The organism is Microbulbifer sp. CNSA002 (assembly GCF_047324085.1).
Lineage (GTDB): Bacteria > Pseudomonadota > Gammaproteobacteria > Pseudomonadales > Cellvibrionaceae > Microbulbifer.
Map to the genome: position 1 here is coordinate 2,305,086 of NZ_CP172449.1, position 25,282 is coordinate 2,330,367.

General features: G+C 40.9%; 22 protein-coding genes. 18 read left to right on the forward strand and 4 right to left on the reverse strand.

All coding sequences use genetic code 11. The features are described 5' to 3' along the window. The first annotated feature begins 101 nt into the window (after positions 1-101). The 8 genes from ACG1BZ_RS10385 (at position 102) to ACG1BZ_RS10420 (ending at position 8,351) form a co-directional block, all read left to right on the forward strand. Positions 102-908, forward strand: a complete 807-nt coding sequence (locus ACG1BZ_RS10385) for a helix-turn-helix transcriptional regulator (protein ID WP_413665566.1) — start codon at positions 102-104, stop codon at positions 906-908. A gap of 86 nt (positions 909-994) precedes the next feature. Then, a complete protein-coding gene (locus tag ACG1BZ_RS10390; RefSeq protein ID WP_413665567.1) occupies positions 995-1,555 on the forward strand; it encodes a YbhB/YbcL family Raf kinase inhibitor-like protein in 561 nt (186 codons plus the stop codon). Between the two features lie 657 nt (positions 1,556-2,212). Continuing rightward, a complete protein-coding gene (locus tag ACG1BZ_RS10395) occupies positions 2,213-2,698 on the forward strand; it encodes a GNAT family N-acetyltransferase (RefSeq protein ID WP_413665568.1) in 486 nt (161 codons plus the stop codon). A 474-nt stretch (positions 2,699-3,172) separates the two neighbouring features. Beyond that, a complete protein-coding gene (locus ACG1BZ_RS10400) occupies positions 3,173-3,889 on the forward strand; it encodes a hypothetical protein (protein WP_413665569.1) in 717 nt (238 codons plus the stop codon). A gap of 85 nt (positions 3,890-3,974) precedes the next feature. After that, entirely contained in the window at positions 3,975-4,685 is a 711-nt protein-coding gene (locus ACG1BZ_RS10405; RefSeq protein WP_413665570.1) for a DUF4386 domain-containing protein, read from the forward strand. Positions 4,686-6,599: 1,914 nt separating this feature from the next. Further along, complete coding sequence (locus ACG1BZ_RS10410; protein WP_413665571.1) at positions 6,600-7,124, forward strand: YcxB family protein; 525 nt, start codon at positions 6,600-6,602, stop codon at positions 7,122-7,124. 171 nt (positions 7,125-7,295) lie between these two features. Then, the gene (locus ACG1BZ_RS10415; RefSeq protein WP_413665572.1) at positions 7,296-7,922 is read left to right on the forward strand and encodes a metallophosphoesterase; all 627 of its coding nucleotides are present in this window, start codon (positions 7,296-7,298) and stop codon (positions 7,920-7,922) included. A 105-nt stretch (positions 7,923-8,027) separates the two neighbouring features. Continuing rightward, positions 8,028-8,351, forward strand: coding sequence for a hypothetical protein (locus ACG1BZ_RS10420; protein ID WP_413665573.1), 324 nt, complete (start codon positions 8,028-8,030; stop codon positions 8,349-8,351). 501 nt (positions 8,352-8,852) lie between these two features. Here ACG1BZ_RS10420 and ACG1BZ_RS10425 read toward each other — a convergent pair. After that, a complete protein-coding gene (locus ACG1BZ_RS10425) occupies positions 8,853-10,139 on the reverse strand; it encodes an NRAMP family divalent metal transporter (RefSeq protein ID WP_413665574.1) in 1,287 nt (428 codons plus the stop codon). Continuing rightward, on the reverse strand, positions 10,111-11,016 hold the full coding sequence (locus ACG1BZ_RS10430; RefSeq protein ID WP_413665575.1) for a LysR substrate-binding domain-containing protein: 906 nt from the start codon (positions 11,014-11,016) through the stop codon (positions 10,111-10,113). The genes ACG1BZ_RS10425 and ACG1BZ_RS10430 overlap by 29 nt, the downstream gene beginning before the upstream one ends. 183 nt (positions 11,017-11,199) lie before the next feature. Here ACG1BZ_RS10430 and ACG1BZ_RS10435 point away from each other — a divergent pair, with 183 nt between their 5' ends. The 3 genes from ACG1BZ_RS10435 to ACG1BZ_RS10445 are packed head-to-tail and all read left to right on the forward strand — an operon-like array spanning position 11,200 to position 14,623. Further along, positions 11,200-12,867 carry an amidohydrolase family protein gene (locus tag ACG1BZ_RS10435; protein ID WP_413665576.1) on the forward strand — a complete coding sequence of 556 codons (1,668 nt, stop codon included), beginning with the start codon at positions 11,200-11,202 and terminating at the stop codon, positions 12,865-12,867. An 18-nt stretch (positions 12,868-12,885) separates the two neighbouring features. Then, on the forward strand, positions 12,886-14,022 hold the full coding sequence (locus tag ACG1BZ_RS10440; RefSeq protein ID WP_413665577.1) for a dipeptidase: 1,137 nt from the start codon (positions 12,886-12,888) through the stop codon (positions 14,020-14,022). 16 nt (positions 14,023-14,038) lie between these two features. Further along, positions 14,039-14,623 (forward strand): hypothetical protein, encoded by a 585-nt coding sequence (locus tag ACG1BZ_RS10445; RefSeq protein WP_413665578.1) that lies wholly within the window; start codon positions 14,039-14,041, stop codon positions 14,621-14,623. A 658-nt stretch (positions 14,624-15,281) separates the two neighbouring features. Here ACG1BZ_RS10445 and ACG1BZ_RS10450 read toward each other — a convergent pair. Then, positions 15,282-15,716 (reverse strand): PACE efflux transporter, encoded by a 435-nt coding sequence (locus tag ACG1BZ_RS10450; protein ID WP_413665579.1) that lies wholly within the window; start codon positions 15,714-15,716, stop codon positions 15,282-15,284. 101 nt (positions 15,717-15,817) lie between these two features. On the opposite strand from ACG1BZ_RS10450, the gene ACG1BZ_RS10455 reads away from it, so the two are divergent. Continuing rightward, entirely contained in the window at positions 15,818-16,723 is a 906-nt protein-coding gene (locus tag ACG1BZ_RS10455) for a LysR family transcriptional regulator (protein WP_413665580.1), read from the forward strand. On the opposite strand, the gene ACG1BZ_RS10460 is transcribed toward ACG1BZ_RS10455, so the two are convergent. Further along, positions 16,718-17,599, reverse strand: coding sequence for an SDR family oxidoreductase (locus ACG1BZ_RS10460; protein ID WP_413665581.1), 882 nt, complete (start codon positions 17,597-17,599; stop codon positions 16,718-16,720). The genes ACG1BZ_RS10455 and ACG1BZ_RS10460 overlap by 6 nt on opposite strands. 962 nt (positions 17,600-18,561) lie before the next feature. Here ACG1BZ_RS10460 and ACG1BZ_RS10465 point away from each other — a divergent pair. From ACG1BZ_RS10465 to ACG1BZ_RS10490, 6 genes are all read left to right on the forward strand, one after another. Further along, positions 18,562-18,804 carry a hypothetical protein gene (locus ACG1BZ_RS10465; protein ID WP_282953295.1) on the forward strand — a complete coding sequence of 81 codons (243 nt, stop codon included), beginning with the start codon at positions 18,562-18,564 and terminating at the stop codon, positions 18,802-18,804. Positions 18,805-19,418: 614 nt separating this feature from the next. Next, positions 19,419-19,832 (forward strand): hypothetical protein, encoded by a 414-nt coding sequence (locus ACG1BZ_RS10470; RefSeq protein ID WP_413665582.1) that lies wholly within the window; start codon positions 19,419-19,421, stop codon positions 19,830-19,832. 17 nt (positions 19,833-19,849) lie between these two features. After that, the gene (locus tag ACG1BZ_RS10475) at positions 19,850-20,062 is read left to right on the forward strand and encodes a hypothetical protein (RefSeq protein WP_413665583.1); all 213 of its coding nucleotides are present in this window, start codon (positions 19,850-19,852) and stop codon (positions 20,060-20,062) included. A 677-nt stretch (positions 20,063-20,739) separates the two neighbouring features. Further along, positions 20,740-21,246, forward strand: coding sequence for a hypothetical protein (locus ACG1BZ_RS10480; protein WP_413665584.1), 507 nt, complete (start codon positions 20,740-20,742; stop codon positions 21,244-21,246). Between the two features lie 895 nt (positions 21,247-22,141). After that, entirely contained in the window at positions 22,142-22,738 is a 597-nt protein-coding gene (locus ACG1BZ_RS10485; RefSeq protein ID WP_413665585.1) for a hypothetical protein, read from the forward strand. 971 nt (positions 22,739-23,709) lie between these two features. Next, complete coding sequence (locus ACG1BZ_RS10490) at positions 23,710-24,531, forward strand: hypothetical protein (RefSeq protein ID WP_413665586.1); 822 nt, start codon at positions 23,710-23,712, stop codon at positions 24,529-24,531. Positions 24,532-25,282: the final 751 nt, after the last annotated feature.

Below are 25,282 nucleotides of genomic sequence, written 5' to 3' on the forward strand. Positions count from 1 at the left end.
GATTTTATTGTGTGCGATTGGGCAGGCATATTTTGTAATTGTTGATAATCGTGCTATATAAACTCTGCTTTTGAATTTACTATTAGGCGCTCAATCAACTTATGCATGAACTTAAGCAATTAGCAAAGCAGATACTAAAGGAGAGTAAGAACTTACCTTTTTCAGTATATTCCTCACATAGAGAACAAAATATTTTCAGTGTTCCTATTGTTAATCCGACCTTGATATGTGTGCTTGATGGATGCAAAGAGCTGGGTGGTGACAGGCAAAAGAGTTGCTCAACAGGGGAGTTTATATTTTTATCTAATAGCCCTAAAATTGATATGCGAAATATCCCAGGTGATTCAGAATACTTCGCATTGCTTATTGAGTTTGAATACAATGATTTCGATAGATTAACGCTTGCAAGAAACAAAGAAGAAAAATATTTTACGGGAGATATAGATTCTACTTTAGAGTTAGCCCTTCATCAGTTTATGGAGTGGAGTTCTTCCGTTCCTTTTGATCTATGGCATATTCGAAGACAGGAAATATTACAAACACTACTCCATTTGGGATACCAGGAAGTAGCTTCTGTTTTTGAATCGACAAGTGTAAGCCAAAAATTATATAAAATTATCAGTGAAAACCCAGCTGCGGACTTAAGAGTGGATATGTTGGCTTCAAAATTGTCAATGAGTGAGTCAACATTAAGAAGAAAGTTAAATAGCGAAGGTACGAGCATTAAAGTCATTATAGATGACATCAGGCTTGGATTGGGGTTGCACTTACTTCAAACGACTTTTGAGCCAGTAGGCCGTATATCAGAAAGATGTGGCTATAAATCCCAGTCTAGATTTTCAGATAAGTTTAAAAGATCTTTTGGTATAACTCCTATAGAGCTGAGAAAAACACGAGTGAACGTTTGAGGCGAAAGTTTGCCTGTTTTTGATATATTACTCTGAACATAATGCTCCTATGATAAGTAATCATTTTTAATATGTTTGGAGTAAATATGTTTAGCCTAATTAGTAAAATTAAATGTGCCGTCTTTACAGTGCTTATATCCGGCGTAGCCTCTGCAGAATCATTTTTGCTCTCGAGTAATGATATAGATACTGGAAAGTATATGAGTAAAGAGCATGAGTTCCAGGGGTTCGGTTGCACTGGTAATAATATTTCACCCCAATTATCTTGGGCAAATGCCCCAAAGGGGACAGAAGCTTTTGCTGTTTTTGCATATGATCCTGATGCACCAACAGGCAGTGGTTGGTGGCATTGGCAAATTGTAAATATTCCCAAAAATATAAGTTCACTGGAAGCTGGCGCAGGAAACTCAGAAAAAAATCGCACTCCACAAGGTAGTGTACAAATAGTAAATGATTATGGAGTAAGAGGTTATGGTGGTGCTTGCCCACCGAAAGGGCATGGTGCGCATCGGTATCAGTTTACCGTTTTTGCGCTATCAAAGAAACTAGATTTACCAAGCGATGCATCAGGGGCACTAACTGGCTATATAGTTAAGGCTAACTCTTTGGGGGAAAGTACTATTGAAGCTTTATACATGCGGGAGTGACTCTCCAGCAAGCAAATTCAGATGAGGCTTTGGCGGATCTGATCTGTGCGAGAGCGAAATAATCGAAGCTCGTTGTTACTTGTTATCGCATAAAGTTAAACCTCTTAAGAAAAAGCTGCACTAGGCCTCCTTTGGTGAGGCTGTTCCCTTAATACTTCATTTATATGTGCAGTAAGATTCTATCCGTTTGATGACGGTGGTGAAGCGTGGATGCCTATCTTTAATTGGCATCCATCCACCAATAGTACTTTGATTGACAGATTGATTCCAAATCTTAGATTTCGTGAGTTCGGATCTCTTAGGTCAGCATATTTTTTTACTGATATGCAATCTATGGGTACAGAATCTTTGAAAGACAAGCTTGGAAGGCGGCTTTTGGAAACGGAGTAGCTGGGTTTACCGGTGTGGATTAGAGGGGGGCTAAAATACCTCAAAAATATGGGTAAAAGCTGTTTCGTTGATTACGCTACGATATGAATATCAAAATTCAATAGACGCTGCTTTACATCTTACTTTGATTATTAGTGCCACCTAGCGGTAGCTTCTTTATCATTTGTCTCTTTTTTTCCGATCAGGCTGATAAGCTTAGGAAATATAGAGAAGTGTGATATATAGGTGTTACTTGTCGATTGATTATTAGATCTTTAAGGTTAGACCATGGAAGTATCACTTCGTCAGATTACCAAACAGAATTATGAAGCAGTATGTGATCTTGATGTTGCATCGGATCAAGAAGATTACATTGCCTGCAATATGTGGTCACTAGTTGAATCGATGTTTAACGAAGGCTATGAAACTCGTGCTATTTACTTAGACAATGAAGCCGTTGGATTTCTAATGTGGGTACAAGAAAGCTTAGAAAAAATCTCAATCTGGCGGTTTATGATTGATCAAAATTACCAACAAAAAGGTATTGGTCGCATAGCTCTGGATCTTGCTTTAGGAGAAATTCGGGACGTCCCGGGACTTCAAGAGATTGAAATTTGTTATAACTCTAATAATCCCGTTGCAAAAGTTTTTTATTCTAGTTTCGGCTTTGTTGAGGTCGGAATGGATGATGATGGAGAAGATATGCTCGCCATAATTGACTTAACCAAATCTAACGGCAGTCACGAGATGAGAAAAAGAGCAGCTTTTCTGTAAGTGTTTAATAAAATTATAAAACGATAGATTGTAGTTCTATTATTTTTTTCTGATATCGGGTTTACTGAATAGCAGCCTCCAAATCTGGTATATGAGATAATCTTAATGGGGTGGTTTAGTAGGTGATTCTTGGTTACGGAATAGGAAAGGAATTCATATTTGAAGTGCTAAAAGACGTCTTTTAGGTGATTTTATCATCAGAATATAAGCGCAGCTACCGTTGTTTCTTGGATAGGACGAGTCTTTCCATAACTCGTGGAGCGTCATCATAAGATATAAAGTAGGGCGGTCTCAGGATTATGGATGTCTCAATCTGTATTTTGTATTGAACATTTGTACCAGTTAAAGGCTATTCTTTGCTCCTCTTGATTTTATCTCACTGGACTAGCTTTGGAATTCTAGAGAAGCGTGATATATAGATGCTGTACTTGAATTAACTATTAAGAGTTAATAATTGCCACCTAAGGATTACAAATGACAAAGTACTTGATAGTTATAATTGCGATACTTGTTACAGGTTGCGCTACTGTAGCTACATCTCATCGACCAAGCGATTACTATAAGGCTGGGGGTAATGAAGCGAATAATGAGCCTCTATTTGGCTCCACTGGTGAATCGTTAGGGGATATAGACATAGACCGCATCCTCAACTATGAGTTAAAGCTTCCTGCACAAAATAGAATTGCAATACTCAAGTTGTCCAATGATAGCTACTGGCGCCATTACTCTAATGATTTTACGCAACTAAATGAAACTATTGCTAGGGACTTTGTAGGGCAGTTGAGAGAGTCTGAAAGGGTTTACGACGCTTCATTCTTACCAAGCATGCTCGTTCCAGAGCAACGTACAGTGCCTTATCTTCGAGAAGCTGCTGCACGCTACCAAGCTGATTTACTATTAGCCTACCGTTCAAGTTGCCGTACTTTTGAGAAGTATAAGTTTGTTGATCCGAATGAAACAAAGGCATACTGTTCAGTGGAAGTAGTCTTACTTGATGTTCGGTCAGGTATAGTGCCATTTACGGTTGTGTCAAGTAATGAGTTCTCTGCCCGCAAAGAACTCGGTGATACTAATTTCAATGAAACCATAAAGAAGGCAGAGATCGCTGCCGTAGCCGAGTCATTAAAGGATTCCGCAACTCAGCTAACGTCATTTTTAAGCAGTATTGGCACACTGCAGCAAGAACTCTAACAACTATATTCAGGCGGCGCCTGCTTCGCACCTGAAATAAAGATTAGGACTTTCGTCGTATGCGAGAGCCAAAGGATAATTACTGATGGATAATACACAATCATCACTTAGCTTATATGCGAAGCACTTAGGTGCCGCATACTTAATTTATATCGTTTTAGGGATGCTCAATTCATTACTTGTCAAGAAAGGAATATATGATTTTGCGGCTTTTGCTGAGACTGAAGTGAGGTTCAGGTTCGCTCAGATTATAGATATAGTTATGTTTATAGCCGTTATTTGGGCATCTTGGGCGCAGTATTTGGTTACAAAAACAATTAACAAAAATGTTGCTTTTTTGGCATTGCTTTTCAGGTTTGGAGAAGGGCTTCTTGGCTTTGTAGCAACAATTATTACATTGACGGTTATAGTAGTTTTAAGAAACCAGGAATATTCGAATGTATTTCAAGAAGAGCAGCTACATGCGTTAGCGAGAATATTTGTGAATATGAGTGGTTCGATGTGGGATGTTCTTTTAATCATAATGGGCATAGGCGCGACTATTTTCATGTACTTATTTTACGTTTCAAATTACGTGCCTAGGTGGTTAGTACTTTGGGGGGCTTTCACGTATATGTCGATGGTGGTTTATGGGTTTTCAAATATTTTGTTACTCGAGCCGCCCCAGATATTGAAACACTTCATGCTTCCAGGCGCGTTTTTTGAAATCACATTTGGGCTATGGTTATTAATCAAAGGAATTAACATCAAACCTAGTTCAATCGATGCTCCAGGTTTATACAAAAGTAATGCCTGAGTAAGCATTAATGCATGACTGACAAGGCTGTGCAGTTTTTGTACAGATAATCGTATCTTGTTACCAAGCAAAGTTTAATTTCACCAGAGAGGGTTTGGCTAGGGCCTCCTCTCTTGGGGAACTTGCCTTTAACGTCCAATTGTCTAATATTTGGTCGATTCTGATATGGACATAGATCTCTTTTCTTTGGACGCGGAGGGGTTTGGGGATGCCAATGCCCAACGTGACTTCTTTTCATCTCTATTGTCTTGACTGAGGCATGCTCGCAAACTGTTAGACGTGCGCCGGTAGTGCTCTTTGGGATCAAGCTATTTGTTTCCTATTGAGATTTGAGCGTAGGTGAGTATTCCCATTGGGAAAGACTGATAAGTTAAGTTTGATGGAGGAATGGGGTACGGGGTCGCAGAATAGGAAAAAGCAAATGCCAAGCTGCAAGAGGCTTGGGAATCCCTCTATTTGCTAACTTCTGGGAGCCATCGGGCTGACTAACTTTTAAGTTATGGGAAAGTGTGATATTTAGATTGTGCTATTGAACAAACTGCTATCACTTATAGTGTTTAAATACTGGGATTCAGCTTATGTTTCATTTACTGGATCAAGTCCAATGGCTGTATGAAAAACGGACTGCGAGTTGCCCTCACTGTCGAGCTGCACACGAGGAGCGTAGATTTGATTGCTATATTTGCAGTACTGATTTCAGCAGCGAAGAAATTGAAGCAATGGATGAGCAAAGGATAGAAAATTTCAGGTGTTCGGCAATTTTTGGTTTGCTATTCTTCCCTATTTTTATTGCCTGCTTGATTTTATTAATAGCGAGTTATCGATAGCTTGTGTTGCCGACTTGCTTAAATCTTTGTCGGCCTAAAAAGCTACGTTCTCGACTGAGATTGCCAGTACAGGTTCTGAGTGCTGTTTAGAGGAGAGTGGAATGTCTTTAAGAGATTTATGAATAATTTAGAAAAATTTGGAAAGATTATCTCTCAAGAGTAATGGGATAGATCATTAAATCGATATCTTGACTTAGAGGCAGGAAATCTCAAATCTCCAGAGTTAAAGGAGCTAATATCAAAGCTTAGTGAGTTCACTGAAGAACAAAAAATAGTAATAAGAAAGCTACTTACAGAATGTGTAAATTCTGGAATTCATGGTTTCCTATTTGCTATCGAAGAAGAGAAAGAAGGTATTAGCATTGCAGTAAATGGCCAAATTGCAGCCAATCAGTCAGATGGTTTGAGTGGTGAACTCTATTCTGAGGATGGCTGGCTTGAGAGGTATAGCGAGCATGGACAAAATGGAATTTAACAAGTGACTAGGCCCCTCCACGGTGTCATTTTGTGAATTTTTCAATTCAAGGGGAGTGCTCTTTTATCCCGTTGGGACTAAATTGCTTCCATCTAAAAGAAAAAGTGCTTTGGGTTTGCGATAGTATTCACCTTGAGGGTGGCGGAGGCTGGAGGCTCTTTTCATGGAGGGCATGTATCTCAAATCCCTCCATAACTGGCTTATGAAGCGTATATAGATTTTCTCACGATAGACGAGAAAGGACTATTGGGCGTGAATGCCTATCTTCACTTCTTGTGCTGTAATTGATACGCTCGTCCTGACTCTTAGGCTTTCGCCAGTTCCTAGCTTTTGGATCAAGTTGTGAACGGCGTTCCCTGGTGAGGAAGCTAGTTAAGGGAGTGGGGCAAGATGTTGCTACTAGTCCCCTAAAAACTTAGGAATCACGCCTTGGAGTTGATTATAGCTCACTAGCCGATTTTAAGTATCAATTGAGTTGACTATTTCAACTTTCCCTGTTTGGGTAGGTATCCAAGCCTTCTCTCTGACTGTTTGGGGTAACGGGCTTTGGAACTATAGAGAAACGTGATATATAGATGTTGTATTGGATTATCTTTTAATTTTATGGAAAGCATGAAGTTCGCGATTACCTTAGACAAGAATGATTTTCGTCGTTTCAATAAATTTGCTATAGCTAAAATCCATGTAGCACCAAAAATGAAATGGAAGTTAACCCTATTTAATTTCTTATATTGGTTCCTCCTTGTATTCTTTGGTATGGAGATATATTCAGTATATGAACATGATGCTTGGAATAATTATGAGCACCTTAACCGAGCGCTTGTAGCATTTGGGATCTGGTTTATTCTTGTTAACATTTGGCAGCAGATATATATGTATCTTTATATTTCGGTTGCGATAGATGAAAAAGGCAGCGTTCTTGGTGAGTGGGAGTTTGAAATATCCGATTCAGGAATTACTGAATCCAATAGCTTATGTTCATCTACCTTTACTTGGCAGTGTATACAGTCTGCTGAGAAAGATAAGTATAATCTTTATCTATTCACTGATAGGCTAAAAGCCCTGATACTGCCACTTTCTCAAATTAACGAAGAAATAGAAGCGGAAATATACAAGAATGTAGTAGGTGACTGTTAGTCACACCATTACTACATGCTTCATATAATCCCAAAGCCAAGCGTTAAAATTTACAAACTATATCAAGCTATGTATGAAAATAGTCTCTCATTAAGTAAGAAAACGCTAACTCTATCTAACAATGTAAGTGGTAGAGATATTTTTGTAGGTGATATTCATGGATATTTTCAATTGTTTGAAAAAGGATTAGAACAACTATCCTTTGATCCAACAAAGGATAGAGTAATCTCAGTTGGAGACCTAGTAGATAAAGGCCCAGATAGTTTATCATGCCTAAAATTGATCGAAAATGAATGGTTTTATGGCGCTGTAGGAAACCATGAGAGAAGCTTATATCACTATGCAAAGTTTGGGAGTATAGAGAAGTCAACTGAGAATTTGTGGGCTAGAAAGCTCAGCGAAAAAGATCTAGATCTATGTGCTTCTCTAATTGAAAAAATGTATTGGGCTATCGAAATTGATAATGGAAGTAAGGGAGTCGGAGTGGTTCATTCAGGTGTACCTACTAGTACTTCTTGGAATCAATTTAGAGCGGAGCTTGAGAAGGAGGACAGGAACTCTATTGAATATGCTACGTGGAGTCGTTTAATTTTAAAGTCATCAACTTATTATATTTCAGATATAGATTGGGTTTTCATTGGACATCAAGCTATTGAGGGGCCATCAATCTTTGGGAACCATATTTGTATTGATAGTGCTGTATTCGTGCCAAGGAGATATGGAGCAAAGAATGGCCTTACCTTCTCATATATACGAGAAAAAGAACCAGTATTTATAACTATTCCAACAGATTACTAGAGTGCTATGCCAAATATTTTCTACCGACCACTTACATTCTATACCACTTCGTGATCGGAGCAGGGGTTGATAGCTACCTTCAAGCGGCGGTCTTCTCGATCGAGGATGGCACGCACGGCACCCTATGGCGACGGATGCTTCGGCTGCATCGATAATAGGGAACTCTACTCTCAGTATTCCAGGGCTGATCAGAACTTCCTGGAAGACGGTATTCAGTTCGTCGAACTACTTATAGCCATGGAGTTTTCTGATTACTCTGTCCTTGATGCTGCCTTGCACCTGCAGGCAGATGATTTATCCTACTGTGCCGCAAAGAATAGAGCAGGGAGTTCATTTTCAATAAAGCAATTAACTGGATTTTGGGATATGCATTTGTACTTTTCCTATGACGGTTTGGTGCTTCAGGAGCGTTTAGAGGAACTCGGTTAGGATAGTTTTGGCGTGGAATAAGTGATGATTGAAAGCTATATCAGTGGAGTTCAAGCCAACCTAAGAGCACGTAATGACTAAAGAATGATCAGCGGAGATCCCTTTCAGAGTCGTTTATGTTGAAAGGGGCTGGCTTATGATGAGCCATTTATCCTCTGAGGAGCTCAGTTTTACAGAGATAGAAATAGCAACCCAAGCAACAGCCTTGATGGATCTAATGCCGACTGCTTAGATCGCTTAACTCAAGGTGAAAATTTAGTTTCTAACTGAAACTATTTTTATAAGCTTTACAGAAGAATTCATAAGTACCCCTGAACATGAGGGGCGGTATTCATGAGGCAAGCTGATTCCCCTGACTGCAGCTTGTATCAGTGAAGTGTTAGAAAAGCTTAAGATGAAGAGGGATTGATGTTTAACGCTTAGATGACCTTATATGTTGCGCTCATCCCTGAGCTTATTATCTATAGACTTTTCAAGCCGGCCGATGTTGCAAAGGAATAGTTAGTTACTCAAGAAGCGCCAATAAATAAAGTAAAAGCTAAAACCTATCATTAGGCATAGGCAGGCATAAGTGTAAACTAGGTACCATCCCTTTAAGTGATGTTCTCTTGGTACCCATTTCCCGTTCATAACAAGAATATTGAGTAAAGCAAAGATTGGAGCACAAACGAAAGATAGAGTAGTTACAAAGTCGATTAAGTTCTTTAGCTGGTTGGCAAATAGGGAAATAATAAACCAGCTTATGAGGCTTAGTATAATAAGAGTGGATACGTAGATTCTGTTTTCGGGGATCTTGATACTATTTGATGATCTCAAGGCACTTCGCCAAACTTGAGGAAACCCATCGGAGACTGCAAAGGTAGTTGAGAAAAGCGCGATAAAGCAGATAATACTGATTGTTAGATGGCTCCAATCACCTAGAGATTCGGTATAAATATTGATTAGCTGACCAGCAAATATGCCTGCAGATTGAGATAGTTCAATATCTTTCCCAAACATTACTAATGCGCCTAGCCATACAAATACAATAGCTAATATCAAGCTGGTGAAATAACCAACCTTAAAGTCAAATACGAGGGATTTCTTGGCAAACCCTCTATCCGGTCTCTCCTTTATCCTTCGCTCCGACCAAATAGAGTGCCAAACAGAAACTTCAATTGAAGTTGGCATCCAGCCGACTAAGGCGACAACAAATGCGATGCTCACAGCTGGTGCCATATCCGCTATTAAATAGGATTTAGAGGGAAGAAGCCCATATTGATTTATTGCGGCAATGAGAGTAATCAAGCTGGCAATAGCTAGAATGAGGACCATCCACTTTAAGCTTTCATTCAGCCATTTAAATTGGCCAGCAATCAATATTGCACATGTAATGACCAAAATGATGGCAGACCACTCTGAAACATTTAAGATATCGCCAAATAAGTTGAGAGCTAAAGCAGCTGTGACAATCGTAACCGCAGCTTGAACAAAGAACATTGTTAGAAATGTCAGAGCCATATAACTATAAAAACCAAGTCGACTGTGTTTTTTATAGCCTTCCAATAAACTCTCGCCGGTGACAGCAGCGTACTCTGGACCGATTTTGAAAAAAGGGTATTTGACTAAATGAGCCAGGAAAATAAAACCAATCAAAGCGAAAGCGTAATCTGCACCTGCGCGAGTTGACTGCACGATATGAGATACGCCAATACTGCTTGCAGCCCAAATGATACCAGGGCCTAGATTTGAGAAAGTACGTTTGAATACATCCATTGAATCAGAACTGCTCGGAATGATTTTGCTCAAAATAGCTCTTAGCCACATCGATAAAGGTTTTAACCTTCAGGGAAAGCTCGCAGCGATGAGGGTAGAGCGCAAAAATAGTTAGTGGCTTTATTGTGAATCTAGGTAGAATCTCAGTGAGCTGGCCAGAGTCGACATAAGATTTGACAGAGTAAAAAGGGGCTTGGATTATTCCTTGTCCTTCAGCAGCCGCCTCATTTAATAGCCTCCCATTGTTAGATTGCCAGGCCCAGGGAAGTTTGATCTTTCTTGTTTCTTCTTTGTCTTGAAATAGCCAATGATCCCCTCGAATACTGTGGTTAAAGAAGAGTAATTGATGCTTCTTTAATGACTCTATGCTTTCAGGGAGCCCATTCTTCTCTATGTAAGAGTCACTTGCCCAGAGTGCTAGCTTAGTTTTTGCGATAGATTGGACGATATAACTAGAGTCTGGCAATTCTGGTGCGATTCTAAAAACGAGATCGATTTTATTGTCGAGTAAATCGAGTGGGTCATTGCTGAGATGAAAATCCAAGAATACCAGAGGGTATAGACTACGGTAATTGGCAATCAATCCTGAAAAATATTGACTGCCTAGCTCTATGCTAGTCGATATCGATAGTCTGCCTCTAGGCTCTTGATTGTATTCTGACATCGCCTGGTCGACGGAGTGGAGTTTTTTTAGTATTGGTGAAACCTGTTTATAATAATTTTCGCCCGCTTCGGTTATGGATACTTTGCGTGTATTGCGCATCACCAATAGGCAGCCCAGCTCCTCTTCTAACTGCTTAATGTACTTACCGACCATTGCTGCTGAAATGCCGAGCTCGCGAGCAGTAGCTGCAAAGTTTTGCTTTTCGCACACTAAACAGTATGCCTCAAGGGCGTGTAACTTGTTCATTGACTCCCCTGATGGCTAATCCGCTTCTCTTCTTACGGTGGGAATTAGCTGGAGTATACAGACAAACATAATAAACAAATAGTTTATACACTATAAACCTAAATTACATTTAAAGTGCATCCTAAATGACGCAAAATTTTGCTAGTAGATTAAAAGTCCCACGGTCTCACATTAGATAAGTACATGAAAATAAAACAAATTTTTATTCTGGCGGTTCTACACATTGCTACCAGCGGCGTTGTATCAGCAGAGGATGGAAAGCTAGAGCAAGTTTTGCTCATTAACGCCAATATAGTGGACGTTAATGCGCTTAAAGTTGATGAAAACCAGTCGATTCTTATCGAAGGCGATAAGATCAAGAGAATTTCTTCAACGAAAAAGCTCTCCAAGGTGAGGGGGGCCAGTGTTGTCGATTTAAAAGGGAAGTTTGTAATCCCTGGCCTGATAGATGCGCATGTCCACCATGCGACAGATCCGGATAGCTGGGATAATTTGTCTATCACTACTGAGCGACTTCGATACCTGCTTCGTGGTGGTGTCACATCTGTGAGAGATATGGGCGGTGATGCACGAGCATTGGCCTACTTAAAACGTCAAGCAGAGGTCGACTCCATCGCTTCGCCAGACATCTACTTTTCAGTCATTATAGGTGGAGAATCCTTCTTCTCGGACCCGAGAACCATTGCCTCAGCTAAAGGGCGTACTCCAGGCCACACAACATGGATGAGAGCGGTAGATCAAAATTCTGATATGGATTCAATAATGCTCCAGGCCATAGGCGCTGGTGCAACAGGCATCAAGATATATGCTGATGTTGAGGCCGAGACGGTGCCATTACTCGCAAGTGCAGCCAAGAAACATGGTTTAAAAGTCTGGTCGCATGCATATATAGGGCCCTCCAAACCTTTGGATGTTGTCAATGCTGGTGTTGAGACTATTTCACATGCCTCAGATATGTCTGCTCAGCTAGTTGATAACTTCAAAGCGTGGCGCAGAAAAACTGCTGAGTTCGATGATCCAACCTGGGAAAAAATGCGGCAAAAGGATAGCTATTTAGACCTTTTTGATGCAATGAAAGAGAAAGGTACTATTTTAGATGCGACGCTTACAGTATTTGAAAGAAGGAATACCTTAAACGAAAAGTACAGGCAACTTGATCAGCTCAGTACACAAATGACACAATTTGCCTATCAAAACGGCATTACTATTGCTGCTGGCACTGATGCATTTAGTGACCTTGAAAATGACACTACACCGATGATTCATCATGAGCTTAAGCTGCTCGTAGATGAAATTGGTATGACACCTCTCGAGGCAATTCAAGCTGCAACTATAAATGCTGCGAAAGTGATAGGGATAGAAGGTTCTGTCGGTAGTATTGAAGAGGGAAAGAAAGCAAATATTGTTGTACTTTCAGAAAGTCCCGAAAAGAAAATCGAAAATAGCCAGTCGATAGCTCATGTGGTTAAGAATGGTCGTTTTATTTTTATTGGCGACGATCCACAGTTGCCTTTCTCTTCTTCACGTGAAGTGAATGGAACCATTTGGTTTTCTGGGCAGATCGGTAATTACCCTTCAACATTAACCTTGGCAGGTGAAAGTCTGGAAGCTCAGATGCATCAAACAATGAAGAATATTGGCCAAGTTCTTGAAAGCAAAAACCTGGATTTTGACGATGTGGTTAAGTGTACTTTGATGCTTGCTGATATTGATGACTGGCCAGCGGCGAACGAAGTCTACCTCCAGTACTTCAACGGAAAGAAACCTGCGAGGAGTGCTTTTGCAGCGAGCGGCCTGGCACTTGATGCCAAAGCTGAGGTGGAGTGTATAGCTTCACGAAGCGCTGATTAATTCTGGAGTGGGGGACTTATGAACGATATAAATAGAAGAGCACTGATTAAATCTCTAGTATCAGGTAGTGTTGGTTCATACTTGGCTATTAACTCGGGTATATTAAATGCCTTTTCTGGAGTTGATGCAGGAAAATCAACGTGGAACCAATACGGTTCATCGATTGTAATTGATGGCCTCAGCGGAGCATTCTCGCTCAGGGAGCCAATCTCTGAAGAAGTCCTGGGAATATTCAAGAACTCGGGGATTAGTGCCTTGAATATGACAGTCCCCTATCCAGGTGATGACTACACAGAGACTTTAAAGAAGGTTGAAAAAACCAAATCTATCATCGAGCAGAACTCAAACTACTTGAGCTTAATTCACTCTGCATCAGATATCCTGAAAGCGAAGCAGGAGAGTAAGCTCGGTATCATAATGGGTTTCCAATCAACTGAAATGTTTGATGAGTCACTTTCAGGCATTTCAGAATTCGCCAAAATGGGCGTCAAGATAATGCAGGTATCCTACAATGGGCCCTCTATCCTTGGCAGCGGCGGTCTTGTAAAGGAAGATTCAGGGATAACTTCCTTTGGCAAGAAAGCCATAGAGATCATGGAGGCGGAGAAGGTTTTGATCGACCTCTCGCATTCTGGAAAGAAGACAGTGTCCAGTGCAATCAGTCAATCAAAAAGACCGATTGTGATCTCTCATACTGGCTGCAACGCAATTTATGATCACCCTAGGAATAATGACGATACTGAATTAAAAGCTGCAGCAGACACCGGTGGCTTGGTTGGAATCTATTTAATGCCATTTTTGGAGGGTGGGGAGCATGAAATAAAGGCCGATGTGGTGATAGAACATATACTGCATGCCTATAAAGTATGTGGTGAAGATCATATTGCAATAGGTAGTGACCAAGGCGTAGTACCGGTCAATGATGGCCCTGAGTATCGAGAAAGTATCCGTAAGGAAGTTGAGCGTCGTATTGCGGCTGGAATTTCCGCGCCCGGAGAAACACCAAATCGTCCACCGTTTATTCCTGAACTGAACTCCGAGATGCGGATGGAGCTTATTGCCTATAGGTTAAGCCAAAAAGGAATTCCTGATCGAGTGGTAGAAAAAATAATTGGTAAAAACTGGTTGCGTGTTTTTGCTTCGGTATGGAATTAAAGGGAAGTAAGATTAAATGAATAATTATCTAAGGCTTGATGGCGTTCTAATTCTATTGGTTGCTTGTGTTACTCTCCTCTTTTCACCTTTGCTTTTTGCTGAAGGACTTAGTACTTATTCCGAATTCCCAAAGAGTTCAAAGACTGAAGTGATTCCTTTCCCGATCGAATTTGCTTCAGATATCACCTTGAATGGCGTTGAAGAGCTTGTGTTTCTGCCTGGTATGTATAAACAAGAAAAAGAGGATTTCTTTAGTTATGCTTTTTCATGGACTCACAAGCCAGAGAAGAACCAAGTTCTTGGGAAGGTCGAAATCCAGGATTTTATAGCCTCCTACTATAGGGGGTTGTACAAGGCCGTCACTCAAGGCAAAGAATATGAGCCGGCTATTACAATTGAATGGGATGATGGCAAGTATACTGGTCAGATAAAGTGGATTGAGCCATTTGTAACCAATAAAGAGCAGACCCTTTACTTTAAAGGCAATCAAGTTAACTGTGAAAAAACTGATGAGCTTCGTTGGTACTTTATTGTTTCTCCACAAAATTCCTCTCACCCTGTATGGGCGGAACTCCAGTCGATAAAACCCAAAAACTGTTAGTGATAGAATCCAGTTGCTATCAACTCGGAAGCCTTACCATTCAACTTAAAATTATCATAAGTCCTAAATCAATCTGTTTGAATAAGTATCAGTCCTGTGCCTGCTACATTAGGTGAGTATCCAGAGTTTCTGTTAACTGTCAGATCAACCCTGAACCACTCCACTTAAAAAGAGGTCATATCCAATCGATATGCCTAGTTTTAGTAGGCACGCATCTTACTTGATGTGCTTTCCCTGGCATCTTCAAAACCATTAATAAGCATATAGCCAGAAAGTTTGTTAAAGAGTTAATGGATCTTGGCATTATCCAATATGTGGTAGCCTTGAGTTGGGGGGCTCCTGCTTAGTTAGAGGGTGGTATTGGTTATTTTCAAATATTTAGCTGTGGATTTGAGTTTGGTTTCGATGCTGAACCATCGGCATCCGGTACAAAAATTGACTCTGTCATTGGTAATTGGGAAGTTAAAAGGCATCGTAAGTTACAATACTTATCTTCCAAGTCCGATCAATATAAAGAACTGCTAACAAATTTAAGATGTATCGGTATTGAGCTAAGCACATAGTAAAAGCATGTATCTCTGCCCCCATCGGGTGATTCCGGCGATGTGTATCTTAACTGGTCCTGCATTTCATCTAAAATAGAAAGTAGAGAAGACCTTTAACGTTTGTGTTCAGTAACTTGAAACGAGCTATGCAGCTTATCGAAGCAATAGTTGAATACATAGGTATATATCACGATATAAATCACCATGACTATCTCAAGCATAAATGCTTCTAGGATAGTCAGATTAAAGCTCCAGGCGATTACTGGCAACGTCAGTACCAACATACCCCCTTCAAACAATAACGCATGCGTGGCTCTAACGATAAATGTCTTCTCCGGGTTTTTACGTATATTCAATAAGTACCAGTCAAAGGCGTGATTGAAAACCATATTCCAGACCAGCGCAAACAATGATAGTCCAGCCGCAAGTACTAGCGATTGGTGCACCTCCAGATCAAACACTGGCACCACCAGTAAGCCACCTGTCAGCAGCAGAAAAAACTCGTAGGAAACCGCATGGAATAAACGATTCTTCAATGATTTAGTCATCAGCCATACTCACTCTGGTTGAGAAAATATGCCTGAATGATATATAGTTATTTTAGGTGGGATAAGTTAGATACTATACCTTAAACAGATAGGTTGGGCGCGTGGCAGTTTCTATTGAGCAACTGGAAGCATTTGTAGCAACCGAGCAGGCTGGCTCGTTCTCAGCGGCTGCACGTAAATGTGGAAAGGCACAGTCGGTAATCAGCTCACTGGTATCGAATCTGGAGGTTGACTTGGGAGTCAATCTATTTGATCGAAGTCAACGATACCCGCGATTGACGGACGCTGGTGAGTCACTGCTGGAACGCGCACGGAATCTTATCGAGCAACGCGAGCGTTTGATGGCGATCGCACAGGGGTTGTCTCTGGATGTCGAGGCCCGGTTGACGTTAGCTATTGCCCAGCATGTGCGGATTAAAAACCTGGGTGGACTCTTTCAAGAGTTTGAGACCAAATATCCAAATGTTCAAATTACGCTCAGAGCGGGAAATGTTCAGGATGTACAGACCTGGGTCGAACGGGATGTTGCCCAACTCGGGATTATCACGCAGCAAGAAGATGTGCCCACTGGGTGCGATTTCAGAGCCCTGGGCCATCTGAAGCTCACTGGCGTCGCCTGTGCTGAGCACCCGATAGCACAACTTACTGAAGTAACCTGGGAAGACCTGAAACAATACCGACAAATCTTATTGCAGGAGTTTGAGATATCCAGCCAAACTCGCTGGCTGGTGTCTCCCGACGTGTGGAGTGTGTCACGTGTCGATGATGCACTTGACCTTGTCGACGCTAATTTGGGCTGGGCAGTATTGCCACTACACGTGGTTGCGAAGGGGATAGCGGCGAAAAAACTGATACAGCTCCCTCTGGTATTTGAGCAGGAGAAAGAGCTGTCACACGGTGTAGATATTATCTGGTCCAGTAAGCGTCCACTGGGTCCTGCAGCCACTGACTTGATGGAGCGGCTGAGCACAGAGGACGCAATACTGAACAAGGATCAGTCGCTATGAAGCGTTTGACAGATCTCGGGCAAAATCTGTGATAGTTGTATCTGGCTTACCTAACACCTGCCAAGTTTTTTGACTCACTGGTTGCTCCTTTAGCTGTTCTACGTAAGTCAGCATATGTTCCATAAATACTGCCTGCTCCTCGGGCAGTCCCATTTCTGCAATGGCCGCGATAGGGTGAACGGCAATTTCTGTTCCCGGAGAATATGCCTCTACAAACGTTCTGGCCGCCTCTGGTAAAGACATCCCCTTAGTACCCTGAACTGAAAAACTCTGGTTGTAGGCCATCTCATTCCCGATAGCATTACCGATCATCTCTGCCAGATCTGTTGTATTGGTGTAGTAGATAGGGTGGACATGATCGCCGATGATAGAAAATTGGCCGTTCTCGATGAATGTGGGGAAAGAATCCAGGAAGAATGAACATAAGAAGAAAGTGAAATCAATGCCCGAACTTTTAATGGCCTCTATCCCTGGCTTACGGATTACATTGGTCTTGTACTCAAGTCCCTTGTCCGCAAACTCTGGGTGGAGATAATCAATACCAGCAATCTGCATGATGTGTTGCACACCATTGACCTTTGCAGCCTCCACGATATTAATCACACCTTCACGCTCACTATGAAAGGGTAAAGTCGGGTCGAGTGACGTGGTATTCAGGGTGATATAAAGTGTTTTGGTACCAACTAGTGCAGACACCAGGCTCTCTTTATCCGAGACATCTGCTTCGACAAGCTGGATACTCTCTGGGAGGATAGTGCGAGCACTAATTACGTCCCTCACGATCGCAGTTACCTTTACACCTTTATGATCCAGTTTTCGTGCTACCTGACGACCTAAATGGCCTGTGGCGCCAATAATCGTAATAGTTTTCTGCATGGTTCAACCTTTAAAGCAATGAATGAGGTAGCCCATACTTTGCCCAAGAGATAGAAACTCTTACAGTTATGTTCCATCTATCAAATAGATACTACAGCAGGGCTCTCTAGTCCTACTTTTTGTTCATGTTTGATGCGCACATAGATGTCTCCTCGATAGATGACAAGCAAGGGGTTATGGGTGGGAGGCATATCTTTACTTATTTTCCAGTTACTTCAACACTGTGAGTGAGGAATTCGTAACAATTTTTAGGTTTTTGCCGGTTCGTTACTTGTGGGTAATCTCATTGACTCATGAAGCATTTCTAAAAATATACAGAGCAAAGAAAGTACAGAAATATAAAGAGGTTGCTCTATATCTTTATTTGACATACTAATCAGTTAAAGGTGGTTTCTTGACTCACTGTATCTTTTTGTGTTGTAGGATATATGGGCTTTAGAATTAGAGAGAAGCATGATATACAGATGTAGCTTTTGAATTAATCGGTAAAGGTACCCGATCGTGTGGTTTTTAAAATTGTCAAGTAAACGCAAGGCCATACGGATCTTCAAAAGGGATTTAAGGCGTAAATTATCAAATGATTGGGGGAATAAGAGAAAGTATTTAGCCTCTGAGGTAGCTAATAGTGTTCAAAACCACTATCCCAAACTGACTAAGTATCAAATGTACGCAATATACATGTGGTCAGATAAAAAGCAGTTTGATAAATATTGTACAGAATCTGGCGTAAGTCTTAGCTCAATCGAGGCCAGGAAAGAAATTGATTCTGTTGTGATTTCTATGAATAGAAGTGATTCATCCCTAGTAGAATCCAATTGTAGCAACGAATTTTCTGACTCAGGAGGTTCGGATTGAGCTCACATTTAAAACGAAAAGGCATACGGTGTAAAAACCGTTGCTTCGATTTGATTTTGCTGTAAGTGCTTTAGGCGTCAAAAATCCTGAGTTCGGAGAGAGAATTAGTGGAAGAAGTAATAGGCGGTGTATTTAGATTTCTCGGTCGATTTATTGTTGAGACTATATTTACAATCATTGTCGAGGTCATGTTCCATTTCCCTGGCAATCTAATTTGTAAACCTTTCACAAAGAAGGGGAGAGAGCCAATTGGATTTCTGGTGGTGATTGTCAGTATTTCATTTTGGTTGTTAGTAGCTGGATTAGCCTACACAGCATACTTCCTTCTTTCTGGTGAGCCCGGTGCCTAACAAGCACAAATAATATGCTACGGCTCTTCGGGCCTTTTTGGAACAACTTACTTTATGTACGTTTTGTACAGTTTACTCAAGAAAAGGCTGGAGCAGGGCGTGGAGATATGTATCTCGTTGCCAAATAAAGTTTAACTTCTACAGAGAGGGGTAGGGCCTTCTTCCTTGGGAAGCCTGACCTGGACAACCCCTATAGCCTAATTTTCGTTCGCTTTAGATATAGACATAGATCTCTCACCTGGGGGCGTGGATGCCTATCTTTACTTAATTTCCTATCACTTCTAGCACTATTGCTAAGACATATGTCCCAGCTTGTAGATTTTTGTCGGTTTGGGGTTGTGGACGTGGATCAGTAAAAGACGGGAATTAGGTACTGGGAAGTTGGGGAGTCGCTTCAAGCTACTGAGTTAACTAATTGGATTCGCTATGGCTCAAATGGCAAAGGGGATCGGGTTTGCGGCTGGCTATGGCTCGTCGTTAAGTATTGAAGTAATATCGCTTACCAACATCGGATTGAAACTTATGGAGTGAGTAAACAAATCTAAACGTTTTGGGCTTTACACGGGATGATGCCTAGGGCACGCAAAATCCACAAACTTGCCAATCAAGTCTATATGAAGAGATTTGATGTGGATGTGGTGCTTAGGAAAGGAAAGCTTGATAATCCGCAGATCGAAAAGGTTAGGTCTCGTGAGGACCATCGGCCAATGATGGTGAAAAACAAGAGAGCGGGCGAAGAGAGGCCCAAACGAAACGATATCGTAACCTATCGGATGCCAGGCTCTTCAGAGCCGTATATTTTGGCTAAATCGGGTGGGGTATCACTTTTTGATGGCATCAGTAACAAAGTTCCATTTAGAGAGGGAAAGGATGCTTGGTGGATAATTAACAAAGATGCGAGATTGGAACCAGGATTGTTTATTGTAATAGATATGTTTCCCGATGCAGAAGGCAATACCCACTACTCGATTGAAGCGAAAATCGATATGCCTGTTTCTGAGTATTTTGAAAAGCTTGCCGCCTTATAAAAATATATGAGAGTTAAGTGATGTATTACAGCTACAAAGATTTGAACTACATACGAGAGGCCCTTGCTTACTACGAAGAAAAATTGTGTGATGTTGATATTAACGAATGTGATGATGAAGAAGCTGAAGAGCTTCAAGAAGATATTCTGTACATGGGACGTTTGAGGGCGCTGACCGAAAGAATGATTGACGAGTGGGAGAATAAGGGCCCCAGTTTAACCTCAGTCTAAAGGTCAGGACATAAAGTAAAAAGGTTAAAGTAGTTAAGGCCTCCCTTATGTAGGGAGGACGTATTGAGATAATTATTTAAACAAATATAGGTACAGGTTGCATCTGCCCTCAATTGCCTAACCAGGTTTTTATTTTATGAAGAGATTTATACTCCTGGCATGCAAGCTTCTATTGATAACTGCTGTATTTATACTGCTGCTGTTAGTGTCATTTATAACTACTACGCTATTGGTGCAAGGAGATCAACACCCAGAAAGCTGGGTGATAAATGTCTATGATGTTTCCGCCATGGCAATAGTAATTGCCCTATACATTGCTGTAATGGCGTATACGTTCAGGAGATTTCTTAATGCAGAAAATCACTTCAGGAAGTAGAAATATAGTGGTGTGATTAGCTTTCGCTGTGTGTCCAAAAAATGTGCTTGGGGAACTTGTTCTGAGCACTCAGCTGTCTAATTTTTGTTCACTTTGGAGCAAATATAGATCTCTTCTCAGTGGGCGGGGAGGGAATTGAGGGAGTGGGTGCCTATCTTTATTTGATTGCCTTTCACTTTCAGCACTGTAAGTGAGACCTAGGTGCCTATCCGTAGTTTTCGCCGGTTCGATGCCCTAGGATCAATATATTTATTTCATGCTGATACTCAAGCCGTAGGTGGGCATTCCTTGGCAGGGAAGCATGATGGGTGCGTGGGGTAAGCTGGGAAGCGAACTACTTACTGACCTGGGAGATTCCATCACTCCAATTACTGACAAATGGGGCAATTTTACAGCTTGGTTTGAAGATATGGATGATGAGTCAGATATTGACCCATATCCTGATATTTTTGTGTGGACAGATTGTGTTTTAGTAATGAATGAAAAATCCAGAGAGGTATTAAATAACCTTTTGGAAAAAATTGGTGAGTTCTTACCTTTTGCTACTCCAAAAGGTCGTTACTTTGCGTATATCCCTCACCTAGTGGTTCATGCCAAAGAGGAAGAAAGTAAGCGGGAAGTAAGAAACGGAATAGAAATGGAATCAAAGTCCATTGTTTTTCTCATGAGGAAGTTGGTACAAAGGCTATTTTCAAAACAGCTTTTAATAATTTTACCTGTGCTTTTTGTGCAGATACCCTTAAAAAGTCTGTTCAATAAAATGATCTTACTGGCGTGCGGTTTGAAAATCGCTTTGCCTAACTCTTGAGGGGCTCATTCTATTAATTAAGGGACCCCGCGATTCTCAAGATTAATAGGCCCTATGGTGGCAGGGCCCCAGTCATCTTTTCCTATCAAAATACACGAAGATCTTCTCCCTGTGAATGAGGTGAGATTTGGGTATTGTAGATACCACGCTTTACATGGTTGCCGGTTACGTCCAGTAATGCAACAGAGACATTTGTACCGATTTTAATGCTCTCACCTTTAGGAAGCTCTAAGATCATAATTTTTTAGTGCCAATACTTAAGGTTGTGGCTGGGCATTCCCTGCTTCAGAAGTTACAGGTAGAACGGAGTAGAGTGTGAATGGCACAGGCGCTAAGTTCCTATAGTTTGAGGAATCACTATAAGTGGTTGAATTCACAAAGCTTTTGCAGTTTTGTGTTATTTTGCTTACTAGGCCACAACAATATTGCACGGTGCTTTATTTTAAGAGTTTCTAAGATTGGTTTTTAAATAATGATTTACTGGCGGACGCACCGGGTATTATGCTCCATAATAACGACCTAAAGAACCATCAATATCTATATTCAGGGAGGACCGTAGAAATTGAACATGATATCAGAAAGGATTTGGTCACTAAGAACGTTAGACTGGAACAGGGTTCGTCGAAAACGACTGATCAATGTTAAACGCAACAGTGTCTCTTCTAAAGGAAAGTTTAATTTAGGTACTAGCGTTAGAAAGGGGCCAACCCCACAGCTATTTTTTCTTGGTTTCTATACAGAGAGCGGGATAATCCAATACTAAACAGATCCTTCCAAGACTTCCGTGTACAAGTATCTCCTTGCTCGATGTTAATACAGGGGGTCGGTATGCTCGGTTGCTAGCTTGGAATCTCATAGTAACTTTTAAATAAACACTCTCATTAGGGGAACATTCATGAAGCTACCAACACTTATTTTCTCTTTGGCCCTGGGTTCTATCGTGAGCGGATGTGCGTCTAATCAGCATATCTACTCATCAGACGGTAAATGTCTTACCTGCTGGAATAATCCGGTTACTGGCGACCCCATCAATCACGATGGAAATACTCGCCAGCAACAAGCTGCACAGGAATCCCAGATGGAGCAGACAAGCACTACCGACAATACTGCGGTGAATACATCTGCCAATAAGCCTACTAATCATAAAATCGCATTTACCGTGCCTGTGAATGTGGACGTGGTGTTCATGAAAATTAAAAGAGAATTTGAATACCAATCAACCAGTGAAATCCAGCAAGAATTCGGTAGCTTGGCAAGTACAAAGATGCAAAATTTTGAGTATCACTACGATATTATGCCATCTATGTATTATCACATGAGGGATACTCGTATGCATAACGGTGTGATTACAGTAATTGATTTTAGGGTCGAAAAGGTCGCTGATAAGGAAAGCTCTATAGAAATTACTTACTGGCCACAAGCCAAGTCAGTTAATGCCATTCAGTTCGGGGAATCTCTGAAAGATCGTACACGAAAGGCATTAAATATCTAATGGAAGGAAAGGGACACCAATCTGTTTTTATATTGTCTGAATGGCCTTTTTCCAGAGCGCTGCCGGAGAGTCTAATAGGCAAGATGAGAAGAAGGGTGAGAATAGTGAGTACACCCCTGAGTAAATTATGAATCCTCTGATGGTCTATTTTGTTCATTGGGTTTTGAGGATTAAAGGGAGGAGGTAACTGATATACGTTAGTCTAAGCAGATTGTATTAACGCTAGCAATGTATAGAACTCAGCTGATCGTCCCAGTTAGAGTCGATTTTTGGCTTATAGAAGAGCGGGGGAACCTTTCTTATACATGTTAAGATAGCTTTGAAATAGCGACGTATCTATCTTAGAGTTGTTGTGTCCTTATGGGCGCGATTACCATGAGCAAAAGCTGGATGCTAGGATGGGAGATTCTCCTCCTATTAAGAATCTATTTTCAAAGCCCTCTATTCTTTAATTTTTTCTATTTTGAGATCCACGTAGATTTTTTCATTGTAGTGGCAAGGGAGTCCGGGAATGGATACCTATCTTTACTCGATCACCTTTCACTTCCAGTGGTTTTACCAGAATATGTGCCCAAATAAGTGGGCTCTCATGTATTTGGTGCTTTAGGACGAGCGTGTTTGTTTTCTGCTGATGCCAATGACGTGGGAGAGTATTCCTTGCTGATGATGGTTAAAAAGATGATGTTTATTGGACGAGGGTTCTATTTTACGGGTCTCCCTTCTTGTAGGAGCTTTAAGAGTGATGCTACGCAGGTGAGGAGCGTCCATAGTGGTGCTGAATAGGGAGGGTGCTAGTCTTCTGAGTTGGAATTCCATTATAGCTTGTTGAACTTATATGTTTTTTTATATTTTAAATGTTGATTTCCGTGTCTGTCTTCTGCTGCCATCCTAGTCAATCTATTTAGCGGGTGTCCAGGATGGTTTTTTGGTAGTAACTTAATGACTGAATGTATATAAGGGATAATGTAAATATGAAATACAAAGGAAGTTTTGTAATTCTGGTTTTAATGTTGTGTGCGTCACAAAATTTTGCTGCTGAAAATTTATTTGAAATTGATCGAAAATTTAATGCAGGTGTTTCTCTTTTTTCAGATCTTGACAAATGGTTGTCTAATGTTGATGGCGTTTCGTTAGATGTGAGGGATAATTACGTTACTTATAGTGTAAATATTCAATATTATACCAAGCAAGGGTTTTGGGATGTACATCCTAGACCCTATTTTCACGAGGAGAAAGATAGCAAGAAGGCGTTCAAACATCTGTGCAAAAAGCATGGTGGCATAGATGTGACCGCAGTTGAATATGTAGATAAAAGATATAGGTTTCCATATAAGAAGTATTATCAGTTTTTCAGGAGCCGCTATCAAGCATCTTCAATTAGAAAGCCTTTCTATGAAGCATGTGAAGTCAATGGTCAGCATGTAATATTCCAGTTTGGATATTATAAAGTTGATAATATTTTTTTGGTTAAGGTAATTGATAATGAATCATATATGGCTAATAGGAAGGCGGACTTTGAAGGATGGCAGAAAGCAATGGCTTCTGCTAGAAAACAAAAAATGGAAGAGGAATTGAAAGAAAAAGCTAGAATTAGAAAAATGGAAGAGAATTATCAGAAAAAGGTTGCCTTGGATAGGGTCAAGAGGGCAGCTGGGTTTAGGAGAAGTTTAGAAGTTGGAGACATGACAAGTATAGGAATGGTAGTAGACATTAGGAAGCCGATTGCAAAAATACAACTGCAATCTAACGGCGATGAACGTTGGTACAAAATTGATGAGCTTTATCCAGAGTAAGTTGATTGACAATCTTAAGGAATATTGTCTTGATGAAAGGATGATTAGTCTTTTTGAGGGCAAAGACGTTATGAGCAAAACCTGGTTATTCACGCGAGCATTAGTAGAAAGTAAAAGTGAGCTCTGCGTGTACTTAATAATTGGTGTGGCGTCGATTTTAGGTATGCCGCTTGTTCGCTCTAATTTACGTTGCCTTTTATCTTCTGTCGGGAGGTGATTTGTTGTAGTTGTGGAGAGGGTTTTATAAGTATGCCGTTCTCGACCTCGAAGATGACTAACTAACAATAGTGTCGCTATGGAGCCTCTTTTCTAAGAGAATCTGCTCTCAACGCTTTTCTTTACCTACTTTTCGATATAAATAAAGGTCTCTTTACGATGGGTTGAGCAAGATTTGGGGGCGCGAGCACACATCTTTTCTTGATTGCTTCTCACTTCCAGTACAGCAACTAGGACGTTTGTTCTAGTTTGAAGGCTTTAGCTGGATTGGTGCTTTACGGTCAACCTATTTGCTTCCTAGTGGCAATCAACCCGTGGGTAGGTATTCCTTGGTAGGGGAGTTTGGTAAGTAATGCTTTTCGAGAAGGGAGTGGCCGCAGTGGTGCAGAATAGGGAAGGGTGGGGGCTAGTCTTCCTGAGTTGGTATTTCACTATAATCTGTTGAATTTAAATTATTTTTGTAGGACCAATGTCAATTTTCTAGTCTGGCTTCTGCTATGCTACTCGCCACTCTATTTGATGGGTGTTCAGAGTT